Below are 22,050 nucleotides of genomic sequence, written 5' to 3' on the forward strand. Positions count from 1 at the left end.
GACGACGGTTTCCGGAGGAGCAGCGTGGGGATTGACCACATCGACAGGCCGGAGATCGACAGCCCTATGGTGATTTCGGTCCGCGGGGCCCGGGTGCATAACCTTCGCAGCATCGACGTCGACGTGCCGCTGCGCCGGCTCGTGGCCATCGCCGGTGTATCCGGCTCCGGAAAGTCCTCGCTTGCGATGGGGGTCCTTTATGCCGAGGGTTCACGCCGCTATGTTGAGGCTCTTTCGACTTACACGCGGCGGCGGATGGCACATGCGACCCGGGCAGCCGTGGACTCAGTGCGGCATGTTCCCGCCGCCCTGGCGCTGAGACAGAGGCCGGGTGTCCCCGGCATGCGGTCCACCTTTGGCACCTCAACGGAGCTTCTGAATGTCTTGCGGGTCATGTTTTCGCGCTTGGGTTCACACACATGTCCGAACGGGCACCGGCTGGACCCCACTATCGATGTCGCAGCTAACCTCGACCTGACCTGTCCGGAATGCGGGTCCGTGTTCTACCCGCCGGGAGCTGAATCGCTGGCGTTTAATTCCGATGGTGCCTGCGGGAACTGCTCGGGAACGGGCACTGTCAGGGAAGTCGATGACAGCACCCTCGTTCCTGACGAGTCGCTCACCATTGGCGGGGGTGCAGTTTCGCCCTGGAAAATGTTCGGGCTTACCGTCATGCCCCAGGTTGTGGCCGAACTGGGAGTGCGAACGGACGTACCGTACACGAACCTCACCGAGCATGAACGTAACATTGTGCTGCACGGACCGGAGGAGAAAAGACACATTGCCGTTAGGTCCAAGAACGGCAAGTTGTTCGAGCTGGACTTCACGTACCGCAATGCCCGGCTCGCCGTACAAGAAGCCTTGAAAAACGCCACATCCGAGAAGGGCTTCACACGAGTCAACAGATTCATGACGGCCCAGACGTGTCCCGCCTGCCACGGGAGCCGCCTGTCAACGGCCGCCCGCAGCACGCAGGTCGCCGGCAGCAACCTTGCAGAAATCACGGCAAAGACTCTTGATGAGACGGTCCTTTGGGTATCGGCAGCCGTTGACACGCTGCCGCCGGAGATGCACCCGATGGCTCGGATGATCATTACCCAGTACACGGGGATGGCCGATCGGCTGGTCCAGCTGGGACTGGGTTATCTCAGCCTCGACCGGGCCAGCTCGAGCCTCTCCACCGGCGAACGGCAGCGCGTGCAGCTCGCGCGGGCAGTCCGCAACCAGACCACCGGCGTGCTGTACGTATTGGATGAACCCTCGATTGGTCTTCATCCCGCCAACGTCGAGGGCCTGATCGGAGTCATGCGGGACCTTCTCGCCGACGGCAACTCGGTAATTCTCGTGGACCACGATGTGCAGGTTCTCCGTGAAGCTGACTGGATGATCGAAATTGGACCCGGTTCCGGGACCAACGGCGGTACGGTGACGGCCACCGGATCCATCGAAGACATCAGCCGGAACCCGGAATCGGTCATCGGGAGCTATCTCTCCGGAAAAGAAACTGTCCAGATCCGCCAGCAGAGGCCAGCGCAGGACGTTTTCGACGCCGGGACCATCCGGCTCGCAACGGCGCCGATCCACACCGTGCACGCTCTCGAAGCTTCGATTCCGCTGGGCAGGCTGACGGCTGTAACCGGTATGTCCGGATCCGGTAAGACCACCTTGATACTGGAGAGTCTGGTCCCGGCACTGGCCGCGGCGCACGGCGGCGAAGCCCTCCCGCCGCATGTGACTTTCCTGGACAGCGCGGGTGTGACCCGCGCCGACGTCGTTGATGCCACCCCGATCGGAACTAACGTCCGATCAACCATCGCCACCTACAGCGGCATACTGGACGAGCTGCGCAAGGCGTATGCCGCTACGCCCGAAGCGCGGCAGCGGGGGCTCTTGGCCGGCGACTTTTCATACAACACCGGAACGCTGCGGTGTCCGCGGTGTGAAGGCACCGGGCAAATTGTTCTCGACGTCCAGTTCCTTCCCGACGTTGATATCCCCTGCCCGGACTGCATGGGTACCCGGTATTCTCCCGCAGCAAACGACATTGTCCTGGCCACTTCCCTGGACCACCGTTCGCTTCCTGCGATGCTCGGGACCACCGTCGCTGATGCCGCCCATCTGCTCACCGGAATAACCAAGGTCCAACGCAAACTGAAAACCCTCATCGATCTGGGTCTCGGTTACCTCACCTTAGGAGAAGACACTCCAGCCCTCTCCGGCGGTGAAGCGCAGCGACTCAAACTTGCTACGGAACTGGGCCGTAACCACAAAGGAACAGTGTTCGTCTTCGACGAGCCTTCTGTTGGACTGCATCCCCGCGACGTCCGCAACCTCCTGAGGGTTTTCGACATGCTGCTGGCTACCGGGGCAACACTGATCGTCATCGACCACGACCTGGACCTAATCGCCAACGCCGACCACATTATCGACCTCGGACCCGGCGGCGGAAGCAACGGCGGACAGATCATCGCCACGGGAACCCCCGGACAAGTCGCCGCTGACCCGGCAAGTATCACCGGCCGCCATCTCGCCGCACTGCTGCGAACAACCCCCACCCGAAGAGAGCGCCCAGAGTGAAAACGACATCCATCGTGGGCGGCAAAGCCAGCCTGGGAATCCGTGAAGACGGCGTGATTCACCTCGTCTGGCAACCAGGGTCCAGCCTTGACGTTGACGACGTCAAAAGCGCCATGGCTGAAGTCAACAAGATCAGCAAGGGACTGGCGATGCCGCTATTGGCGGAAATGGCAGATGTAAAAACGGTTAGCCATCATGCCCGTGCAGCTTTCTCCACCCCCACCGCAGCCTCACGAATTGCCCTGCTCGGTGCCGGCCCTGTCGACTGGATGATCGCTAATTTCCGTAGCGCCCATTCTTACCCGTGCCCAACCCGTTTCTTCACCCGCAGAACCGAGGCCCTGGACTGGATCCTGGCGTCAGCTCCGCAGCCAGAACACTGAGGACGGATGGACACATCTCTGAAGGACAGTTCAGGCCTGCTGCCCGTCATTGCCGGTCCATGCAAGTTCTGACCACACCTGCCCGGGCACCCTCCTCAGCCAGGATTACCCCGTACACCGGATGCTTCTCTGATGGCGTGGTGGTCCCGTGTACTTCGGAAGTTTTGGAGCCTGAGGCTGTTGTAGACCACCAGAACTGATGACAGCGCCATGGCGCCGGCCGCGATCAGAGGGTTCAGGAGTCCGGCGGCTGCGATCGGCAGAGCCGCTATGTTGTAGCCAAAGGCCCAGAGCAGGTTGATCCGGATGGTCATAAGGGTGCGCCGGGAAAGTGCGATTGCATCAGGGATAACGGACAGGTCCTCCCGCACCAGAATGATGTCGGCGGACTTAAGCGCGATATCCGTCCCTGTGGCTACCGCCAGTCCAAGGTCAGAGGCCGCGAGGGCCACGGAGTCGTTGATTCCATCGCCGACCATGGCCACCCGGTTACCCTCATCCTTTAGGCCACGGACGATAGCGGCTTTTTCTGCAGGCAACACACCGCTGTAGACGTGTTTGATTCCGGTGTGCGCGGCGATCCGCTGCGCCGCGGCATCCGAGTCGCCCGTGAGCAGAACTGTCTTCAGGCCCAGCCCATGCAGGGCAGCAACGGCTTTGGCAGCGTCGGCCTTGATGGTGTCTGCCAGTTCGATCTTTCCGATCAATTCGCCCCGGTAGGCAACGAAGACGGAGGTTTCACTGCTTTGGACCTGCTCTAACGGGCCAGCCAGGGGCTGCAGGCCGGAAACGGAATTTTCACTCAGATAGGCAAGATTTCCCACGAGCGCTGCGCTGCCGTCTACGGATGCTGTGGCACCGCGGCCGGGGTGAACATCGAAGTCAACAAGGTCACTGAGCATCAGGTGTCTGGAACGAGCCTCGCGGCCGATGGCTTGGCCGATCATGTGTTCGGAACCCTGCTCTACGGTGGCCGCGATGCGCAGCACCTCTGACTCCGTGAAGGCGGCCAGTGGCGTCACGGAGTGCACTGTCATTTTTCCGGTAGTCAGGGTTCCCGTTTTGTCCAGAACCACCGTGGTGATCCGGCCGCTGGCTTCCAGAGCGTCCTGGCCTTTGACCAAAATTCCGAGGGTTGCCCCGCGCCCGATGCCGACCATAAGGGCTGTAGGGGTTGCCAGCCCAAGGGCGCAGGGGCAGGCAATAATGAGGACGGAGATACCTATGCCGAACGCTTGGGAGAGTTCTGCGCCGCTGAGGAGCCATGCCCCGGTAACGAGGACCGCGAGGGTGATGACCCCTGGAACGAAGTATGCGGTGATCCTATCGACGAGGGTCTGGACGTTGGCTTTTCTGGCTTGTGCCTGTTCTGCCAGCGCTGCCATCTGCGCCAGTTGGGTGTGCGCGCCCACTGAGGTGGCCTGCACTTGGAGCCGTCCATTGGTGCTGATGGTTCCGCCTACTACGGTGTTCCCTGTCCGGGACTCGCGGGGCAGGGGTTCGCCGGTCAGCATGCTGGTATCTACCGATGCACGTCCCGAGGTGATGAGTCCGTCGGCCGGGATCGCTTCGCCGGGAAGAACAACGAACGTGTCTCCCCTGCGTAGCTCGTGCACAGGCTTGAGCCGTTCGTAGCCGTCCTCGAAGACCCGGACGGTGGTTGGTGCCAGGCGCGACAAAGCACCGAGTACGTCGCCGGCTTTCCGCCGGGACCGGGTTTCGAAATAGCGGCCTGCCAGTTGGAATGTGGTCATCCCTGCTGCAACATCCAGATAGATTGAGTTGGCGCCCGCAGGAACGGTTCCAAACCCCAGCCAGTATCCGCTGCCGCCTTCGATACCCAAGGCAAGCGTGATGAGGGCCCAGCCGAAGGATGCGGCAATGCCCAATGACACCAGCGTGTCCATAGTGACTTTGCCGTGGCGGAGATTCCGGAGCGTGGTCCGGTGGAATGGCCATGCCGCCCATGTCACAATCGGCAGCGCGAGGGCAAGGCAAAGCCATTCCCAGCCCGGAAACCGCCATCCGGGGACAAGAGCGAAAACGATGGTGATATCCATTAAGGGGACCGTCAGCACAGCAGCCAGCAGCAGCCGGCGGCGCAGTGAGGTAACCCGGACCTCGTTGGCCCGGCGTGACCACTGGTCATCGGCGTCATCATGGAGTTGCGCGCCGTAACCTGCTTTCTCGACCTTTGCCACTGCTTCGGCTACCCGACCTGCCGGCATGCCTGTTATCCAGGCCCGCTCAGTGGCATAATTAACGCTTGCGGTGACACCGTCGAGGCGATTGAGGGCCTTTTCGACCCTTCCGGCGCAAGCGGCACAGGTCATCCCTGAAATATTTAATTGCAAGGGTGGCCCGGTGGGGGCTTCGACGGTCATGGCTTTTCCCTTCGTTGGACGAGCGGGTTTGCGAGTTGAGTTTCCTGGCGGGCCGCGAGTGTATCGAGCATCCGGTTGTAGGCCTCGTATTCGTCGTCGCGGCCCTCGTCCAGGTGCCTGTCTTTGCGTCGGGCATCTTTTGCGTCCTGCCGGGACCACTGGATACCCAGGGAAATAATGACCAGCAGCAGCGGCAGTTCCCCTCCGGCCCAGGCGACACCGCCGCCAAAGTATTGTGAGGACGGAAGGTCTGACCAGGGCAGCGCGAGTGACCTGTAAAAGTTCTCAGCGATGATGCTGGTGCTGGACATCAGGATGACGCCGAAGAACGCGTGGAATGGCATGGCCGCGAAAACGAAGCCGAGCTTGCCGATATGCGGCAGCGGCCGTGGTGGCCGGTCCACACCGATGACGAGACTGTAGAAGAGGTATCCGGCGATGAGGAAGTGCACGTTCATGAGCTGATGTGCCCAGTGGAAGCGCATGTACTCACCGAATATGCCGGAGAAGTAGAGCCCGTAGTAGGAGCCTACGAAAAGCGCAAAGACGACCAAGGGGTTGTACACCAGGCGCAGTACCGGCCAATGCATGCCCTGGGTAATCCAGAAATGCAGGCCCACCGGAGTGCCGGGCTGGGTCGTCGCGGCACGCAGGAGCAGGGTGAGGACCCCGCCCATCACCAGCAGGATGGGTGCGAGCATATTCAGGCTCATGTGCACGATCATGTGGATGCCGAAGTCTGGCGCGGAGTACTTACCGAATCCGGAACTGGTGGCGAACACCACTGTGGCCCACCCTGCGAGCCATGACACGGTCCGCCCAACCGGCCATTTGTCGCCCCTTCGGATCAGGGTACGGACTGCCAAAAGATACACCAGCACGCCAGTGGCAGCCATCACGAGGAACAGCACGTTAGGACGCCACTCCGTGAACAGGATGGCTGCCGTGGGTGCCTGTTCAACGTTGTACCCGAGAAGGATCTGAGTGATGGTGGTGGGCTGGAAATAATGCGGCGGCGGGATCCGCGCCATACCGGCAGTAACACCGATCCAACCACTGCCGGCGGCGGTACACAGGGCTAGGATGCGGTTGATACGCCTGTCGGTCAGGCTCCGTTGCTGCCAGTAGAACCAGCCCCATGCTGACGCGCCAGCGAGAGCCACAAGGCAAACCCACCGCGCTGTGATTTGCCAGCCTGTCGATGAATCGAACAGGCCGGTCCCGGCGAGCTTGAACCACGTCAGGAGCACGTCGAAAACGATGATCATGGATGTTGTCAGAACCATGGTTTTGTAAAGGCGCAGGACAATTATGGGCGCTATGAGGTGGCCGGAGGCCACCCGCAGGGCGGCGACAAAGGAAAGCCCGAATACAGTTGTTGTCAACAGAGTCTGGATGGCTCCTGCATCGTTGGCAAAGTCATGGTTGGGTCCCACCAGTGTCTGGCCTACGACGACAGGTGCCAGAACTCCGAATCCGGTGGCCCACAGTGCTATAAGCAGACCGTTCCAACGCTCGGCGAAGATACTCGCCGCGAAGGCAACAGAGGCGGCGACGGCCGAGATGGTCCACGCCTTTGGCGCGTCGCCTCCGCCGTAGAGGAAGGGTACAACGTCGGGGCTAGCCAGGCTTCCGAACGGAAAACCCGAAGTGTCCAGCATCTCCATCAGCACCATGGCCGCCGACATCGTTGCCCACCCGGCAGAGGCCACCTGCAGGACCCGCATCTCCACGGAGAAGCCTAGCGTCGGCGAAGTTTTTCCGTGGGCGTCCCGAAAGAATAACAACATCAGGAGCGCACCGACCGTCAGAGCAGCGAAAAGATCAGCCGCAGCCTGCGCGGCACCAGTGGACACGGCCACGTCGAGCCCGGGAAAACTGGTATGCAGTTTCTCGTAGGCTTCGCTTCCCGCAGATATGGCGGAGGTTATCGGCGGAGTCATTATTAACCCCAGGCTCCCTGCGGCTACCGAAAATATTGCGCGACGGTTGCGATGGATGCGCTTGCCGTCAATAGCGGGATCAAACAAGATTGGTGCTGCTGTCACGGATTCCGGTCCGGCCAGACGCCCAAGACAAACCCGGCTTCTGTGATCACATTCTCAATGCTCTGACGCTGAACAGGTCCATCCAGGTGGAACCCGACGCGGCCAGTAGCGGCATCGGCGGTGACACCCCCGATTCCCGGAACCCGCGAGAGCCCGTCCGCGACTGTTTTCTCACAATGTGAGCACGTCATTCCGTCGACTCGGATTTCCATCGTTTCCATGGTGCCCACCGCTCCTTATTGTTCGCCGATCCGCCCGCAAGTCTACAACATGTAGAGATAGTATTCTACATGTTGTAGATTAGCCTTCGAGACCGGCAGGAGAATATTCCATTGATCCAGGACCCCACATGGCAGTGGTTACTTTCCGCCCTTTTTGCCGGCACCACTGCAACATCTCTTGCGCGTTTAAAAGCCCGGGGTGTACGGGGCGTTGTTGACGGCGTTCTTCATGCCATGATGAGCCTGATCATGATGGCCATGTGCTGGCCGTGGTGGAACCTTTGGCCCAAGAGCCCACAAATGGCCGTTTTCTTAGCCGGCGCACTCTGGTGCACAGCTTGCCTCGTTATAGACCTGCGGCGGGACGCTTCCCGGCTATCGCAGGTATGGCACGACTTCGCACACTTGGCCATGATGACGGCCATGGTGTGGATGATTGCTGCCATGCCTGCCGGTGGTGGGGTGCACCACACCACCATTACAGGCGGGATGTTGGTGATCGGTTTGATCCTTACGGTGATTCTTGCAGTGGCTGCTGTCGTCTTCTTCGCAGATACTGTCCTTCCGCGCAGCACTGGTTCGGGAACAGCGGAACTTGCCGGAACTGCCATGCACGCTGGAATGGCGGTGATGTGTTGGTTGATGCTAGCTCACTGATCGGAACGGCCCTGGAATGGGTTGTGCAGGACTTCCCCACCGAGGATCCCACCGTCAATGCAACCGTGGACTGGCTGACGGCTTGCCAGTACATTGGGCTCATCGCATTTGCAGGGCTCGTGGTCTTTGAACGATGGATCGTCCCGGCTGGCCAGCGCAGTAAATTGTTCATGCGTGTTGTGCCGTGCGTGTTTCTTCTGGCCGGAACTGCGGCCACGCTACTGCTGGTGCCGTTGACCGCTCTCCGGATCGCCGGTCGGCCATTCTCCGCGGCATGGGATACGAGCGAGTGGGGCGCCTACCTGTACCCACCATCGGTGCAGGCAGCCCTGGTGCTTCTTGTGGCGGCACCGACAGCGTTACTGATTGTTCGTGCGGCAGAACCCGCCGCGTGGAGCAGGTTCGTCTTCCCGCTCGTGGTGCTGGCATGCCTGGGTATCCCGGTCCTCTCGGGACATACCCGCAGTCAACAGCCTGCGTGGCTGATCTTCGCGGCAGACTTGACGCATCTGGCCGTGGCAGCGGTCTGGCTGGGCGGTCTCCTCGGTCTGTTGCTGCGGCTAGGTAGACTCCCCGCCACCCCGCCTGAGGCTTTCAAACTGGCGGCCGTGGTCGTCAGGTTCTCTGGATTCGCCTTGGTGAGCGTGGTTCTGTTGGCGGTTTCAGGTGTGGTTATGGCGTTCCTGATCCTTGACGGACCGGCTCAGCTTTTGTCCGGAAGCTACGGGCGGATGCTGCTGGTGAAAGTGGGGTTGGTGTTCGCTGCTGTAGCAGTCGCTCTCTGGAACCGGATGGGCCTCATACGCCATCTGGCAACGTCCTCCGGCTCCGAATGGTCGTCGCTGCGCCGGACCCTGGCATACGAGTTGTTGTTGCTGGTGGTCGTGGCTGTGATTACAGCTGTCCTGACGGGTACCAGTCCCTCTCACTCCCACTGAACCCGACCTCAAAGCTATCTCGCCAGGAGCTTTCGTTCCGGATCGTGTCGGACGATCCCGCGGCGCCGGGGCCATTGTTTTCCAGCAAGCCGTTCAGCGCGGAGCCGCATCGACTGGTCCCCGGAGTTCCGGGACAGGGTGACCAGGGCGTTTGCAAGAAATACAGCGCCCACTTGCCGCGCAGCTGCGTCATCGGCGGCGAGCTCGACGAGGAGTGTCGTGGCCCGCTTTAGTGATTTTCCTTGGTTCATTCCAGGCAGACAGGCAGCGTTGATTTTTGCTACCAGCATCGCGAATCCATGATGCTGCCGCAGGTGCGCATACTCATGCGCCACCACAGCCAGCAGCTGTGGTGGCGTCAGGGCACGTTCCATGGCTGACGAAAGAAAGATGGCGGGGCGCTTTCCCGGTATGGCATAGGCGATTTCATCGGATGATTCGAAACGGACCAGCGTGTAGCCGGCAAATTCCTCCCGACTGGTAGCTACGGAAGCCAAGGTCGCGTTGCTCATCCGCTCCAGAGCCACCACCGGCGCAGCCGACGACACCACAAAGAACGCAAGCGCACCGAAAAGAGCAAGACTCAACCATCCGCCCAGCGTCAACAGAATGGCGTCGAGGACCGGAGTGGAAACGGAGGCTGAAACGGCACCACCAACACTGAGCACCAAGGCAGCCGCGCAAAGCGCCACTCCGAGAAAAAATGCACCGAACCATGCCGCAAGGGCCCTTCTTGGATGAAGGAGCTGCCACCTTCCCACGGTCATGAGCGAGGGGGCGAAATACGCTATCAGGGCAGCGCAGGCTACGCAGGCCAACGCGGTCAGCAGCATGAAGTACCTCCGACTTACTCAGATATCGTTCCGAAATTTGCCCGAAGAAGATCCAAATCCTCGTCATTAAGATTGCCGGCGAAAGCAAGCAGCGCTGCCCGCCTGTCACCGGCCCCGCCCAGCGCCGTCATCATTGTTTCGCTGGCATGCTCCTCATCGGAACGTGAGGCGCTGAATTTAATCTTCCGCGGGGAATCCCCGGACCTGACAACGCGGCCTTTCCGCTCCAGCCGGGACAAAGCAGTCATGAGGGTAGTGTAGGCAGGCTGCGGGGCCGGAAACTTCTGTGCAAGTTCATTCGCACTGACAGGCTGGCTTTCCGCCCAAAGCAGGCGCATAACCTCTGTCTCAAGCTCACCCCTGGCGCGAACGCGGGTGCTGGCCATGGATACCTCCTATTGATCAGTATTCTATGGTATTCGGCGGTGTCACCCCGGCGGCGCAGGTTCACCGCTGCCTCGATCAAGATGGTTGTTTCCCTGCTCCACCATCCCGCGCTGCGTAACGCCCGTTCAAGCGCCTGGACAAGATTCTTACGAGGCATCTTTGCCTCGTTCATGGCCGATGCCGCCAGGGGCCACCCGCAATCGGCGGTCCCGTCGATGAGTTCTTATCCGAACGAAGCCGGGCGGCCAGTACAGGAGCAGCCCACCGTTAGCTTTTACCGTGCGCCAGAGTCTTGCGATGGCGCTGGACTGCATCGTTGTTTCCGCACCGGGTGGAACAATAGGACCGCAGGCCGTTACGGCTGGTGTCCACGAAGACGATGCCGCAGGAACCGCGGGCGCAGATCCCAAGCCTGGCGCCATCGGATTCGACAGCGAAAATAGCGAGCCCCCCGGCAGTCACCGCCTTAACCCGAGCAAGGACATCATCATCATCAGGCGCGAAATGCAGGTGCGGACGCAACTGGTCGTGAGTACTCAGATACGCCCGCATTGCTCCTGCATCCAGCAGTCCGTTAATCACCCGGCAGCGGGTCCCTACGTCGATGGCCTCAAAGGCGGCTCGTAAGCGTCCAGCCCAGTCCTGCAAGGATTCTGATGTGGAGCTGGTCAATGAGGCTCTGCGGATCTGATGCTTTCTGAGAATTTCCTGGGCGCCATCGACGGTCCACGTCCCGCCGGCGAAATTTACGAGATCCACAGCAAGCAGCGGCCCTGTCATATTGTCATGGTTGAACTGCACTAAACCATTGCACCATAGTTTCTGAAATGAACCTCGTAACTACGGCTATTGTTCCCATTGTCCTCATCCTTGGCCTGGGCGCTTGGCTGCGGCACCGGTACTTGAGGGAGCCCGGTTTTTGGCGGGGATTGGAGTGGATGAGTTACCGGATATTTACGCCGGCGCTTTTCATTACATCCATCGCGGGTACGGACCTCACCGTCATTCCGCTCGGGTCGTTGCTGCTGAGTTTGACCCCACCAATCCTCCTTGTCACTGGCCTAGTCCTCGCCCTTCGACGGCCTTTCCGGGTCAACGGCCCTCAACTCACCTCCATGGTGCAGGGCTCAATTCGCATCAACACCTACGTTGGTTTGATCTTCGCGCAAGCGCTGCACGGCCTGGAGGGAGTGGCTACGTTTGCTTTGGCCAGCGCCGTTGTGGTCCCCCTGGTCAACATCATCAGCGTGAGCGTTCTGGCAGCTTACGGAGATAAAGCGGCATCGAGTCCAAAAGTCCCTGTCTGGCGTGAATTGATCAAAAACCCTTTGATCCAAGCCTGCGCCCTGGGGCTGGTCCTGAACCTTATTGCTCTCCCCCTACCTGGCTTCATTTCATCAGCGGTCACTATGCTCTCCGCCCCTGCATTGGCTTGTGGGACACTCATCGCCGGAGCCGCACTGCACCTGACGTTCCATAAACGGGACATCTTCGACATCGGCGTGGCCACCGCACTCAAACTTGTCATTCTTCCGGCCGCTGCCGCCTCCTTGGCTATCCTGCTCGGCGCGACAGGCGCAACGTTGACTAGCATCGTGCTGATCAGCGCTGTCCCAACCGCCCCGTCGGCGTACGTGCTGGCAGCAAAAATGGGTGGGGACACCAGGCTCATGGCCTCCATCACCGGCACACAAACCATTCTCTCGATTGCCACGCTGCCCATCACGCTCATGGTCATGGATTTCCTCTCCGGCAACCCGTGAAGACCGGCTACGTTAAATGGATCCCCGGCAGCGTGTCCACGACAGTCGTTCAGTAGGCCATTTCGTCACGGCGTGACTCAAGAAAACAAGTCATCGCCGGTGATCCCATTCGGTGAAGGGGGCAGTCGCTGTTAGCGCTTCCCTAGGTGCGGGTGGGAAGCGTGGCGGGGCCGGGCCGTGTGTCGTACGAATCGCGGGCCGCCATGACTTCGGCGATATGGGTTTCCGCCCAGCGCCCAAGGGCCACCAACGGTTCGTGGAGGGACCGTCCCAGGGTGGTCAACTCGTAGTCCACCCGGGGAGGCATTTGGTCATAGGACGTGCGGCTCACAATCCCGTCCCGTTCCAGATCCCGCAAGGTGTCGGCGAGGACCTTGCCGCTGATCCCGTCCACGGTCTGGCGTACTTCCCCGAACCTCAGGGGCCCCGCGCTGAGGGCGATCACGATCATGGCGGTCCACTTATTGGCGATTTTTGCAAGGGACGTCCGGGACGGACAGGTGGACACCATGACATTCCAGGCCGGTTCGTTCGTCATCAGTCCTCCAGTTACGTTGAGGTAACAGGATACCAAATGTAACCATTGAGCGTGTTACCTCACTTTATTAGGAGAATCCCATGAGTACACCTTCCACCGTCGCCACCGATTACTTCGATGCCCTGGGCCGCGGCGACGTCCCGGCAGCCATGGCGCTGCTGAGCCCGGACATCATCTGGTACCAGCCAGGAGCCAACCGGTTCTCCGGCACCCACCAGGGCATCAACGCCGTCGCTAGCCTGCTGGGCGGCATGATGGAAGCAAGCCAAGGCACATTCGAACTTGCGGTCACGGGAGAGCCGATGGTCAACGGCGGCTTGGTTGCCGTACCGGTCCGGTTTTCGGGATCACGGCCGGACGCGACCATGGACATGCCCGGACTCGACCTGCTCACCGTCCACGAAGGAGCCATCACAGAGGTACACCTCTTCTCCTCAGAACCTTCAGCAGAGGACAACTTCTGGGGCCAGGCCAACAACTAGCAAGAGCTGCCCGGCCCATACAACGGCCGGCCAGTCACGGGGACGGCAGTGCCTCGAAGCGCCTGCGGTAGTCGGTGGGGGTTGTTGCGAAGGCGGAAGCGAAGTTCTGCCGCAGGGTGACGGTGCTGGTGAAACCGCTCGCAGCCGCTACCTGGTCAACGGTCAGTTTGGTTTGCTCGAGCAGCCTGCGGGCCTCGTCCAGGGCTGCTGCCACCGGATGAAATCGACTCCCACCTGCATACCACCGCCGAGCGCCAGACCGTCGACGCCTACACCGACCTTCCACGGAACACCCGGGTCTTCTTCAAGGAACGGCTCACACCGATAATGCTGGCCGAGTTGGGACTCATCATCACCGGAGTCCTGCTCATCGAGTTGGGCGCCACACACTGACGGCAACGGCGCAACTCCATGGCGTGCCGGATGCTGCCAGGAATCCTGCTGCCCGCGTCATCGGCCGAAATCCGGCAGTGCCCCTGCATGCTGGCCAACCCGATGTGCCCGCCAGCTGCAGCCGTCGCGTTCGTAGCGGCGGTTCGTTTCACGTGACGCCCGGATGCTTTCCCCGGTGGCTGGATCCAGGTCTCACAGCCTGCATGGATGACTCCGACGGTGGGCCCGCAAAGATGGAGCCGATGTCGGTAGCTGAACGATTTCTACTATTTCGACGTTTTGTAGAAGTAGTATGGTCAGCGAGTTGATGCGACCGTGATGGATTCGGTTGCCGTGGACGAAAGTGGAGCTGATGACGGGACGTGTGGTGCGCTTGCTGCGTGGCCTTGCCGCGGCCGTTGCGGCAACGTTCATCGCTGCTTTCTCGCACATCGCGGCTGGCGGCCCTTCCCCGGATGGTGTCATCTTCTTGTTGTCGCTGGCATTGTCGGGGTTGGTGTGCACAGCTTTGGCCGGAAGATCAATGTCCCTCTTGAGGCTGAGCGCCGCTGTTCTTCTCAGCCAAGCCCTGTTCCATGGACTTTTCAGTCTCGGCGCTTCGTCCCATACGGCTATGGCGTCGGTTCCATCTTCCGGTCACGCCGGACATTCGGCCCACGTCATACTGGATCCGGCCACCGCTGCGGGAGGAATGGATCATGCCAACCCAGTGATGTGGGTGGGGCACACGATCGCGGCCGTGCTGACGATCGCAGTGCTGCGGCATGGTGAGGTTACTGCCCTCAGGCTGATCCAGGCGCTGGGTCTGAGGCTGGTCCCGTTCCTGCCCTTGTTCCAACCTTTGGCGGTGTCAGCGGAAGCACCTTTTAACCCATCAGACTGGCCTGTACGGCCTCTGCGTAATCTTGGTGTCCCTTTGCTGGTGATGCGGCACCGCGGCCCGCCTCTGCTTCCGGTCGTGTCCTAGGCGCACCGCGCCTTCACAACCCACTTAGCCCCGCCCGCCGAGGGTGGTCGCGGGGCGGGAAGCAGCCATGGCAAGTCATTCCTTGCATTCATTCACATGGCGGATTCCTGAACGCAGCAGGAACACCCTGCTGTTGGCCGTGTTGCTGTGCCTTGGTTTTACCTTGGTCGGCGCACCATCAGCTTCCGCCCACGACGAGTTGGTTTCGTCAACCCCCGGCACCAACGAACGGTTTACCACCGCACCGTCGAGTGTCGCTTTAGAGTTCAGCGCACCGTTGCTGAAGATCGGTCATGAGATCCGTGTGGTCGATTCCGGTTCGAAGAACTGGGTCCAAGGAGAGTCTGTCCTGGCCGGGGAGACGTTGACCCAGCCGCTGGCCGGGGACCTGCCCCCTGGTGAGTACCAGGTTCGTTGGCGTGTGGTGTCCAGTGATGGGCACCCGATCAACGGCAGTTACTCGTTCCTTGTCGGAGCTGACGCTCGAACCGGTTCCGTCCCGGCACCCGGTGCCGGCACCTCAGCGCCCACCGCCATCCCGGAGTCAGCGGCGCAACCGCAAGTTGCCGGCACCAGCGGTGAGCCTTTGTCATGGCCCGGCTGGGTACTGGCCGCTGGAATAGGTGCAGCCGGAGGCTTGTCCCTCTATCTGCTGTGGGCTGTGGTGCGCGGGGTGCGTAAAGCCGCGACCAAGGGCAACTGACGCCTTACTGAAATACTAATTTTCCTCTCCACGAACCTCACTGCGTTTCTGTGGAGAGCCGAATTCACCAGGAGCATTACCATGTCAAAAAAGAACTTCCTTTACCTCGCCCTGCCCGTCATTGCAGCAGCTGCGCTGGTGCTGACCGGATGCGCCCAAGGCAGCAACCCGGCGTCGTCCGCTTCTGCGTCCGTAACGCAAAACGCCGCGGCGCTGACCGTCTCAGAGCCGTGGGTCAAGGCAGCAGATACTGGTATGTCTGCAGCGTTCGGCACCATTCGCAACACAACGGACAAAGATGTGACGGTTGTCAGTGCCAGCACCGCGGCCTCGCCCATGGTCGAGCTGCACGAAACCGTCATGGGCGCCAACGGCACCATGCAAATGCAGGCCAAACAGGGCGGCTTCGTGATTCCTGCAAAGGGTGAGCTGACGCTTGAACCCGGGGGGAACCACCTTATGCTCATGGGCCTGGCGAAGCCTGTCCTCGCTGGGGACGACATCAGTGTTGAGCTGAAGACGTCCGACGGCGGCACGGTTGACTTCACCGCCCAGGGCAAGGACTTCGTGGGCGCCAACGAGAACTACATGCCGGGCGAAACCAGCCCGTCAGGCCATGACTCCATGGACCACAGCCACAGTGAGTCCGCTGCGCCGGCCCCGTCCGAGTAGTGTCCGCCCATTCTGAGGACCTAGACCGGCCCGAAGCCGGGGTGCGTCGACGTCATCTGCTCTTCGGCGGCGCAGCTGCCGGAGTGGGGGCGTTAGCCGCTGTCGGTGCGCAACTGGCCGGGCAAACGCAAACCGTGGCTCCAGCTGCAGCACCCGATGCAAACGGCTCTGAAACGGTTCCTTTTCACGGGGCCCGGCAGGCCGGAGTCGGTACCGACGCCCAAGCGCACGGTGTCTTCGTTGCTCTGGATCTGCAACCCGGGACCACGCCCCAGCGTGTGAAGGCTCTCTTGAAGCTCTTGAGCGACGATGCTGCCAACCTGACCCAGGGCAAGGCTGCGTTGGCGGACACTGAGGGTGAACTTGCCCTCCGCCCGGCGCGGCTGACGGTGACTTTCGGTTTCGGATCCGCTTTGGTGGATGTGGTGGCCCCCCGGCGTCGTCCGGCATGGCTGAAGGACCTCCCGGCGTTCTCCGTGGACCGGTTGGTCCCGGAGTTCACCGGCGGAGATCTTCTGCTGCAGATCTGCGGTGATGATCCCCTGACCATGGCACACGCACAACGGATGCTGCTCAAGGACAGCAGAAGCTTCACCAGTGTCCGGTGGGTGCAAACGGGGTTTCGCCGGGCCTACGGGACTGAGAAGCCGGGTACCACCATGCGTAATCTCTTCGGCCAAGTGGACGGAACAACCAACCCATCTGCCGGTACCGGACATTTTGAAGAGGTTGTCTACGGCACTGACGCGATCCCCGCGTGGACGCAGAACGGTACGTCATTAGTCATCCGGCGAATCAGGATGAACCTGGACAAATGGGATGAACTGGACCGTTCCGGACGGGAAGAGTCTGTGGGGCGCAAGCTGTCCAACGGCGCTCCCCTGACCGGAACCACTGAACACGAGGAACCGGACTTCGCGGCGGTCAATCCTGTGGGTTTTCCGGTCATTGCGGAGTTCTCCCACCTGCGCCGTGCACGCCCGGACGACGAAACCCAGCGGATCTTCCGGAGGGCGTTCAACTACGACGCCGCGCCCACTTCTGGTGCGGTGTCCGACTCCGGGCTGATCTTCGTTTCCTACCAGGCAGACGTGGAACGGCAGTTCGTACCGATCCAACGCCGTTTGGACGAACTGGACCTGCTCAATGAGTGGACCACCCCCGTGGGCTCAGCCGTCTTTGCCATCCCGCCGGGGTGCCAACCCGGCGGATTCATCGGGGACCAACTCTTCACCTGAACCATTACTCACTCAGCACCGTGACCACCCCACAGGGTGGTCACGGTGCGCTGCCCCTTGCCCTACGCTCCGCCCGGTCATCCCAGCCGGCACGAGCATTCCTTTGAGGAAAAACACACGTCATGACAAGCACCATCACCAACGACCCCGGCACACCCGCCGAGTCGCCCCGTCCAACCGGTAAACGACCCGGGAGTCCTCTGAGAGCCCTGCTCAGCCGTCTCCATTTCTATGCCGGCGTTTTCGTCGGCCCCTTCCTGCTCATCGCCGCACTCTCGGGAGCACTCTACGCGCTGACCCCTGCCATGGAAGAGGCCATCTACGACAAAGAACTCCACGTTCCCGTCTCGCAGACCTCGATACCCCTCTCCGAGCAGATCCGCGCGGCACAGCAAATAGTAGGAGACCAACAACCCTCCGCCGTTCGCCCTGCACCCAAACCAGGGGACACGACCCGCATCATGTTCACCAACCCATCCCTGGGGGAATCAGAATCCCGGGCGATCTTCATAAACCCGGCCAACGCCGAAGTCCGCGGCGACCTGACCGTCTACGGAACCTCCGGCGTCCTGCCGTTCCGAACGTGGATCGACCAACTCCACCGCAACCTCCACCTCGGTGACTTCGGACGACTGTACAGCGAACTCGCTGCCTCCTGGCTGTGGGTGATCACCCTCGCCGGCTTGGCCCTCTGGTTGACCAAACCACGCCGGGGAAAGCCGATCGCAAAGAACACGAAAGAGACTGGTCAAAGCCCTTCCCTGGTGTTACGGAAGGGCCGCTTCAGCCGTCCGCAGTTGCTCAAGATTCACGCTACCGGCGGCGCCGTATTGCTGCTCGGCTTCCTGTTCCTCTCTGCCACTGGTCTGACCTGGTCGCAGTTTGCCGGGGACAACATCACCAACCTGCGGGCATCCCTGACCTGGACAACACCAAAACTTCCCACAGCGCTGACGCCCACGGCGGCAACCCAAGCCACCGGTGAGCACGACCACGGCGGTCACGACCATGCCGCAATGACAACCGGTACGGCAGATCCGGCCATGTACGACCACGTACTCGCCGCAGCCCGGCAGGAACCCCTCATCAACGCAGGCAAGATAGAGATCAAACCGCCCTCCAAGGAAGGAACCGCCTGGACCGCCACGGAAATCGACAGGTCCTGGCCTACGGAAGCTGACGCAATCGCAGTCGACCCCACCACCATGACCGTCAGCGGAAAACTGGTCTTTGAAGACTTCAACCTAGCCGCGAAACTCAGCCGCTGGGGCATCGACGCCCACATGGGCGTCCTGTTCGGCCTGGCCAACCAGCTGGTACTGGTCCTCATCGCGCTGAGCTTGGCGACCAGCGTAGTGGGTGGCTACCTGATGTGGTGGAAACGCCGCCCCACCAAGGGGTCAGCCTGGACTGCCGGGCGCCCTCCTGCACGTTCCTTCGTCCGCAACGCCCCATGGCCGTTGACACTCGCGGTGGCGATCCTCGCCACAGGCGTCGGCATTGCCATACCAATCCTGGGAATCAGCCTGCTGGTCTTCCTGGCCTTTGACGTTGCCCTTGGCTTCATCAAGAACCGCCGCCCCGCGGGCACAACCACCAACTAGAAAAACCAAAGGTCCCAGCAAAAGGCTGAGGGCGCGCCAGGCGATGATGAGCTGTTGTGGTGAGCTGAGTCCTGCAGGGCATGCCACGATTCGTAGCCAGAAGGTCTTTTAGGAGCCCTTTTCAGGCCTAGCTTTACATCAGGTCCATTATCGGTGCTTTGGAGACATAGGTAGAAATAGCTGCTGAAGCCCCGTCGTCGCGGAAGATAGGACAAGACCGCCGGCCCTGCACCTGGGTCGCGGCTACGCGCGGCTATGCGCGGATTTCTGCGTGGCAGCGGCCTGGGGACCTGCCGCAGTCCCCCCACCTGAGTTCGGTGTACAAAGCTTTCGAGCTCTTTTTACGGCAGATACTGGATCTTCACGGCAAACCCGAACGCAATCCACTGACGGCTGGCACGATCTTCGAGGACGCCCACCTCCTGGACGTGCGCATCGATGTGCGCCGCTCAACCGGGGGTGCGCTGCTCGAGATCCGCCGGTCTTGTCTTCCGGCTGAACGCGACATCGCTTCACTTAACTGTGGGGTCATGATGTTTCGAAAGACGACAGAAGTGTCATGGACCAGGGATACCCAACAGGACGGGCCAAACCCCGAGGTCTGACCGGTGAATGAATGCCACGTGGAAGTGTCTGCTACCGGTGTCAAAGTAAGTCCTCGGGATTAAATCAATGGCATGAGCCTGCTAATTATGGCCTGATCCGTCGAATTCTATGCCGGCAGGCTACACAGCCGGCCGTCCCGCCACTATTGGCCGTAAACGTTCTGGTAGCGGGCGTAGAGGGAGTCGATGTGGCCCTGGTCGATGGATACCGGCTCGCCGAGCTGCCGCGAGATGTGCACGGTGCGTGCCACTTCCTCGCACATCACGGCTGCCTTCACGGCCGAGGTGGCGTCCTTGCCGATGGTGAACGGGCCATGGTTCTGCATCAGCACGGCCGGGGAGCTGGAGCCGCGGAGGGTCTCCACGATGCCTTGCCCGATCGAGTCGTCGCCGATCAGCGCGAACGGGCCCACCGGGATGGACCCGCCGAACTCGTCACCCATCATGGTGAGTACGCACGGGATCGCCTCGCCGCGGGCGGCCCAGGCGGTGGCGTAGGTGGAGTGGGTGTGGACCACGCCGCCCACCTCCGGCATGTGCCGGTAGACGTAGGCATGCGCTGCCGTGTCCGACGACGGCGACAGCGCCGGGTTGCCCCATTCCGCCCCGGCGTTGCCAGCCACGGGCACCCCGTAAAGGTCGGTGACCACCATCAGCTCGGGGGCCAGCCCGTCGTAGGAGACTCCGGAAGGCTTAATGACCATCAGGTCCTCGCCGGGGACCCGCGAAGAGACGTTCCCCGCCGTCCAGACCACCAGCTGGTACCGGGTCAGCTCGGCGTGCAGGGTGCAGACGTCGGCGCGGACTTTGGCAATGGTGTCCAGGATTCCTACGGCGCTCATGCGTTCACCCCGGCAGCTGCCTCAGTGTCCGCCCCGGCTGCCGGGAGCGGGCCGGCGGCCCGCCGCTGGATGGCCTTGAGGCGGTGCATCACGTTGTTGGTGCCGCGGCCGAAGTAATCGTGCAGGGTCCGGTATTCCTGGAACAGCTCATCGTAGGCAGCCACGTTTTCCGGGATCGGGGTGTACACCTCGCCGGGTTCGGCGCCCATGGCGGCGGCGGCCACGCGGATGTCCGGGTACTTCCCGGCAGCCACGGCGGCGTGGATGGCTGAGCCGAGGGCCGGGCCCTGGGTGGAGCCGATGGTGGAGAGCTGCAGGCCGGTGACGTCGGAGTAGATCTGCATCAGGAGCCTGTTCTTCAGCAGGCCGCCGGCCACGATGAACTCCTTGACGGGTACTCCGGAGTCCCGGAAGGCGTCCACGATGGTGCGGGTGCCGAAGGCCGTGGCTTCCAGGAGGGCCCGGTAGGTGTCCTCGGGCCTGGTGGCGAGGGTCTGGCCCACCACGATGCCGGAGAGTTCGTGGTCCACCAGGACCGAGCGGTTGCCGGAGTGCCAGTCGAGGGCGATCAGCCCGTGCCCGCCGATGGCCTGTGCGGCGGCCAGTTCGGTGAGGTATTCGTGGATGCCCAGGCCGGCCTTCGCGGCGGCCTGGTGGTAGGCCGGCGGGACGCCGTGCTTGGTGAACCAGCCGAAGATGTCGCCAACGCCGGACTGGCCCGCCTCGTAGCCCCAGAGCCCGTCCACGATGCCACCGTCCACCACCCCGCACATGCCGGGTACTTCGCGGAGTTCGGTGCCGTTCATCACGTGGCAGGTGGAGGTACCCATGATGGCCACCAGCTGGCCCGGGTCAACGGCCCTGGCTGCGGGCGCGGTGACGTGGGCGTCAACGTTGCCCACGGCCACGGCGATGCCTTCCGGCAGTCCGGTCCAGGCCGCAGCTTCGGCGGTGAGGTAGCCGGCGGCGTCACCCAGCCGGCCAATGGTGTGTTCGAGTTTGGTGCTGACGAAGTCCTCGAACCCGGGGTTGAGGGCGGCCAGGAAGTCCCCGGACGGGTAGCGGCCGTCCTGGTAGATCCCCTTGTAGCCTGCGGTGCAGGCGTTGCGGACGTACTGGCCGCAGAGCTGCCAGACGATCCAGTCGGCGGCTTCCACCCAGTGGTCCATCGCCGCGTAGGCCCCGGGGTCCTCTTCCAGCAGCTGCAGGCCCTTGGCGAATTCCCATTCCGAGGAAATCAGGCCGCCGTAACGCGCCAGCCAGGCCTCGCCGCGTTCCGCGGCAAGCTCGTTGATCCGGTCCGCCTGGGGCTGGGCCGCGTGGTGCCGCCAGAGCTTCACGTAGGCGTGTGGCCGGTTGGCGAAACCGGCCACCTCGTTCAGGGGCGTGCCATCGGCCTTGGTGGGCACCATGGTGCAGGCGGTGAAGTCAGTGGCGATTCCGACGACGGCGGCCGGATCGATCCCGGCGTCGGCCACGGCTGCCGGGACGGCGTTGCGCAGGACATCGCGGTAGTCGTTGGGGACCTGGAGGGCCCACTCGCCGGGAAGCCTGGCGGATCCGCCGGTGCTTGCGGGCAGGGCGTCGGTGACCACGGCGTGCGGGTAGTCGAATACACCGCTGCCCAGTTCCTTGCCGTCCCGCACGCGGACCACCACGGCGCGGCCCGAAAGGGTCCCATAATCCACGCCGACGACGTAAGCGTCCCGGCCTTCCACAGCGTCCATAAGAAGATTCCTTCAGTTGCTGCCGCCACTTCGCGGCCTGAATCTATTGTGAGCGCTAACAAGAAATGCGTCAACGCTGGCCGCGAAG

Annotated in this window: 21 protein-coding genes; 11 read left to right on the plus strand and 10 right to left on the minus strand. The window is 61.9% G+C overall.

All coding sequences use genetic code 11. The features are described from left to right. Window positions 1-24: 24 nt before the first annotated feature. Both QRN07_RS12785 and QRN07_RS12790 read left to right on the plus strand, forming a co-directional pair. A complete protein-coding gene (locus QRN07_RS12785) occupies window positions 25-2,577 on the plus strand; it encodes an excinuclease ABC subunit UvrA (protein WP_285241203.1) in 2,553 nt (850 codons plus the stop codon). Next, entirely contained in the window at window positions 2,574-2,960 is a 387-nt protein-coding gene (locus QRN07_RS12790) for a DUF7793 family protein (RefSeq protein WP_235504765.1), read from the plus strand. Before QRN07_RS12785 ends, QRN07_RS12790 begins: the two co-directional genes overlap by 4 nt. A 95-nt stretch (window positions 2,961-3,055) precedes the next feature. Here QRN07_RS12790 and QRN07_RS12795 read toward each other — a convergent pair whose 3' ends face one another. Genes QRN07_RS12795 through QRN07_RS19785 form a run of 3 tightly spaced genes read right to left on the minus strand, consistent with a single transcriptional unit; the run spans window position 3,056 to window position 7,613 of the window. After that, on the minus strand, window positions 3,056-5,344 hold the full coding sequence (locus tag QRN07_RS12795) for a heavy metal translocating P-type ATPase (protein WP_285241204.1): 2,289 nt from the start codon (window positions 5,342-5,344) through the stop codon (window positions 3,056-3,058). Next, window positions 5,341-7,392, minus strand: a complete 2,052-nt coding sequence (locus QRN07_RS12800) for a cytochrome c oxidase assembly protein (RefSeq protein WP_285241205.1) — start codon at window positions 7,390-7,392, stop codon at window positions 5,341-5,343. Before QRN07_RS12800 ends, QRN07_RS12795 begins: the two co-directional genes overlap by 4 nt. Continuing rightward, window positions 7,389-7,613: a heavy-metal-associated domain-containing protein gene (locus QRN07_RS19785; RefSeq protein WP_350224285.1), complete on the minus strand. Its 225-nt coding sequence runs from the start codon at window positions 7,611-7,613 to the stop codon at window positions 7,389-7,391. The genes QRN07_RS12800 and QRN07_RS19785 overlap by 4 nt, the downstream gene beginning before the upstream one ends. A 111-nt stretch (window positions 7,614-7,724) precedes the next feature. On the opposite strand from QRN07_RS19785, the gene QRN07_RS12805 reads away from it, so the two are divergent. After that, on the plus strand, window positions 7,725-8,270 hold the full coding sequence (locus QRN07_RS12805; protein WP_285241206.1) for a DUF5134 domain-containing protein: 546 nt from the start codon (window positions 7,725-7,727) through the stop codon (window positions 8,268-8,270). A 23-nt stretch (window positions 8,271-8,293) separates the two neighbouring features. After that, window positions 8,294-9,208, plus strand: coding sequence for a CopD family protein (locus QRN07_RS12810; RefSeq protein ID WP_285241207.1), 915 nt, complete (start codon window positions 8,294-8,296; stop codon window positions 9,206-9,208). A gap of 14 nt (window positions 9,209-9,222) precedes the next feature. On the opposite strand, the gene QRN07_RS12815 is transcribed toward QRN07_RS12810, so the two are convergent. From QRN07_RS12815 to QRN07_RS12825, 3 genes are all read right to left on the minus strand, one after another. Then, the gene (locus QRN07_RS12815; RefSeq protein WP_285241208.1) at window positions 9,223-10,041 is read right to left on the minus strand and encodes a M56 family metallopeptidase; all 819 of its coding nucleotides are present in this window, start codon (window positions 10,039-10,041) and stop codon (window positions 9,223-9,225) included. Between the two features lie 14 nt (window positions 10,042-10,055). Further along, window positions 10,056-10,427: a BlaI/MecI/CopY family transcriptional regulator gene (locus QRN07_RS12820; RefSeq protein WP_285241209.1), complete on the minus strand. Its 372-nt coding sequence runs from the start codon at window positions 10,425-10,427 to the stop codon at window positions 10,056-10,058. Between the two features lie 268 nt (window positions 10,428-10,695). After that, entirely contained in the window at window positions 10,696-11,229 is a 534-nt protein-coding gene (locus QRN07_RS12825) for a CGNR zinc finger domain-containing protein (protein WP_285241210.1), read from the minus strand. A 26-nt stretch (window positions 11,230-11,255) separates the two neighbouring features. Here QRN07_RS12825 and QRN07_RS12830 point away from each other — a divergent pair, with 26 nt between their 5' ends. Then, a complete protein-coding gene (locus QRN07_RS12830; protein ID WP_285241211.1) occupies window positions 11,256-12,191 on the plus strand; it encodes an AEC family transporter in 936 nt (311 codons plus the stop codon). A 142-nt stretch (window positions 12,192-12,333) separates the two neighbouring features. Here the strand turns inward: QRN07_RS12830 and QRN07_RS12835 are convergent, their stop codons facing one another. Beyond that, window positions 12,334-12,729: a winged helix-turn-helix transcriptional regulator gene (locus QRN07_RS12835; protein WP_285241212.1), complete on the minus strand. Its 396-nt coding sequence runs from the start codon at window positions 12,727-12,729 to the stop codon at window positions 12,334-12,336. 80 nt (window positions 12,730-12,809) lie between these two features. Here QRN07_RS12835 and QRN07_RS12840 point away from each other — a divergent pair, with 80 nt between their 5' ends. Beyond that, entirely contained in the window at window positions 12,810-13,211 is a 402-nt protein-coding gene (locus QRN07_RS12840) for a nuclear transport factor 2 family protein (RefSeq protein ID WP_285241213.1), read from the plus strand. 34 nt (window positions 13,212-13,245) lie between these two features. On the opposite strand, the gene QRN07_RS12845 is transcribed toward QRN07_RS12840, so the two are convergent. Next, on the minus strand, window positions 13,246-13,425 hold the full coding sequence (locus tag QRN07_RS12845) for a helix-turn-helix domain-containing protein (RefSeq protein WP_285241214.1): 180 nt from the start codon (window positions 13,423-13,425) through the stop codon (window positions 13,246-13,248). Between the two features lie 531 nt (window positions 13,426-13,956). Here QRN07_RS12845 and QRN07_RS12850 point away from each other — a divergent pair. From QRN07_RS12850 to QRN07_RS12870, 5 genes are all read left to right on the plus strand, one after another. After that, window positions 13,957-14,571 carry a hypothetical protein gene (locus tag QRN07_RS12850; protein WP_285241364.1) on the plus strand — a complete coding sequence of 205 codons (615 nt, stop codon included), beginning with the start codon at window positions 13,957-13,959 and terminating at the stop codon, window positions 14,569-14,571. A gap of 163 nt (window positions 14,572-14,734) precedes the next feature. Next, the gene (locus tag QRN07_RS12855; protein ID WP_285241215.1) at window positions 14,735-15,274 is read left to right on the plus strand and encodes a copper resistance CopC family protein; all 540 of its coding nucleotides are present in this window, start codon (window positions 14,735-14,737) and stop codon (window positions 15,272-15,274) included. Window positions 15,275-15,355: 81 nt separating this feature from the next. After that, window positions 15,356-15,946, plus strand: a complete 591-nt coding sequence (locus tag QRN07_RS12860; RefSeq protein ID WP_285241216.1) for a copper chaperone PCu(A)C — start codon at window positions 15,356-15,358, stop codon at window positions 15,944-15,946. Between the two features lie 134 nt (window positions 15,947-16,080). Beyond that, window positions 16,081-17,184 (plus strand): Dyp-type peroxidase, encoded by a 1,104-nt coding sequence (locus QRN07_RS12865; RefSeq protein ID WP_350224286.1) that lies wholly within the window; start codon window positions 16,081-16,083, stop codon window positions 17,182-17,184. 122 nt (window positions 17,185-17,306) lie between these two features. Next, window positions 17,307-18,788 (plus strand): PepSY-associated TM helix domain-containing protein, encoded by a 1,482-nt coding sequence (locus QRN07_RS12870; protein ID WP_285241218.1) that lies wholly within the window; start codon window positions 17,307-17,309, stop codon window positions 18,786-18,788. 748 nt (window positions 18,789-19,536) lie between these two features. Here the strand turns inward: QRN07_RS12870 and QRN07_RS12875 are convergent. Together QRN07_RS12875 and araB are read right to left on the minus strand one after the other, a co-directional pair. Then, the gene (locus QRN07_RS12875) at window positions 19,537-20,235 is read right to left on the minus strand and encodes an L-ribulose-5-phosphate 4-epimerase (RefSeq protein ID WP_285241219.1); all 699 of its coding nucleotides are present in this window, start codon (window positions 20,233-20,235) and stop codon (window positions 19,537-19,539) included. Beyond that, the gene (araB, locus tag QRN07_RS12880) at window positions 20,232-21,962 is read right to left on the minus strand and encodes a ribulokinase (RefSeq protein WP_285241220.1); all 1,731 of its coding nucleotides are present in this window, start codon (window positions 21,960-21,962) and stop codon (window positions 20,232-20,234) included. Before araB ends, QRN07_RS12875 begins: the two co-directional genes overlap by 4 nt. Window positions 21,963-22,050: the final 88 nt, after the last annotated feature.

Source organism: Pseudarthrobacter sp. MEB009 (assembly GCF_030208875.1).
Lineage (GTDB): Bacteria > Actinomycetota > Actinomycetes > Actinomycetales > Micrococcaceae > Arthrobacter.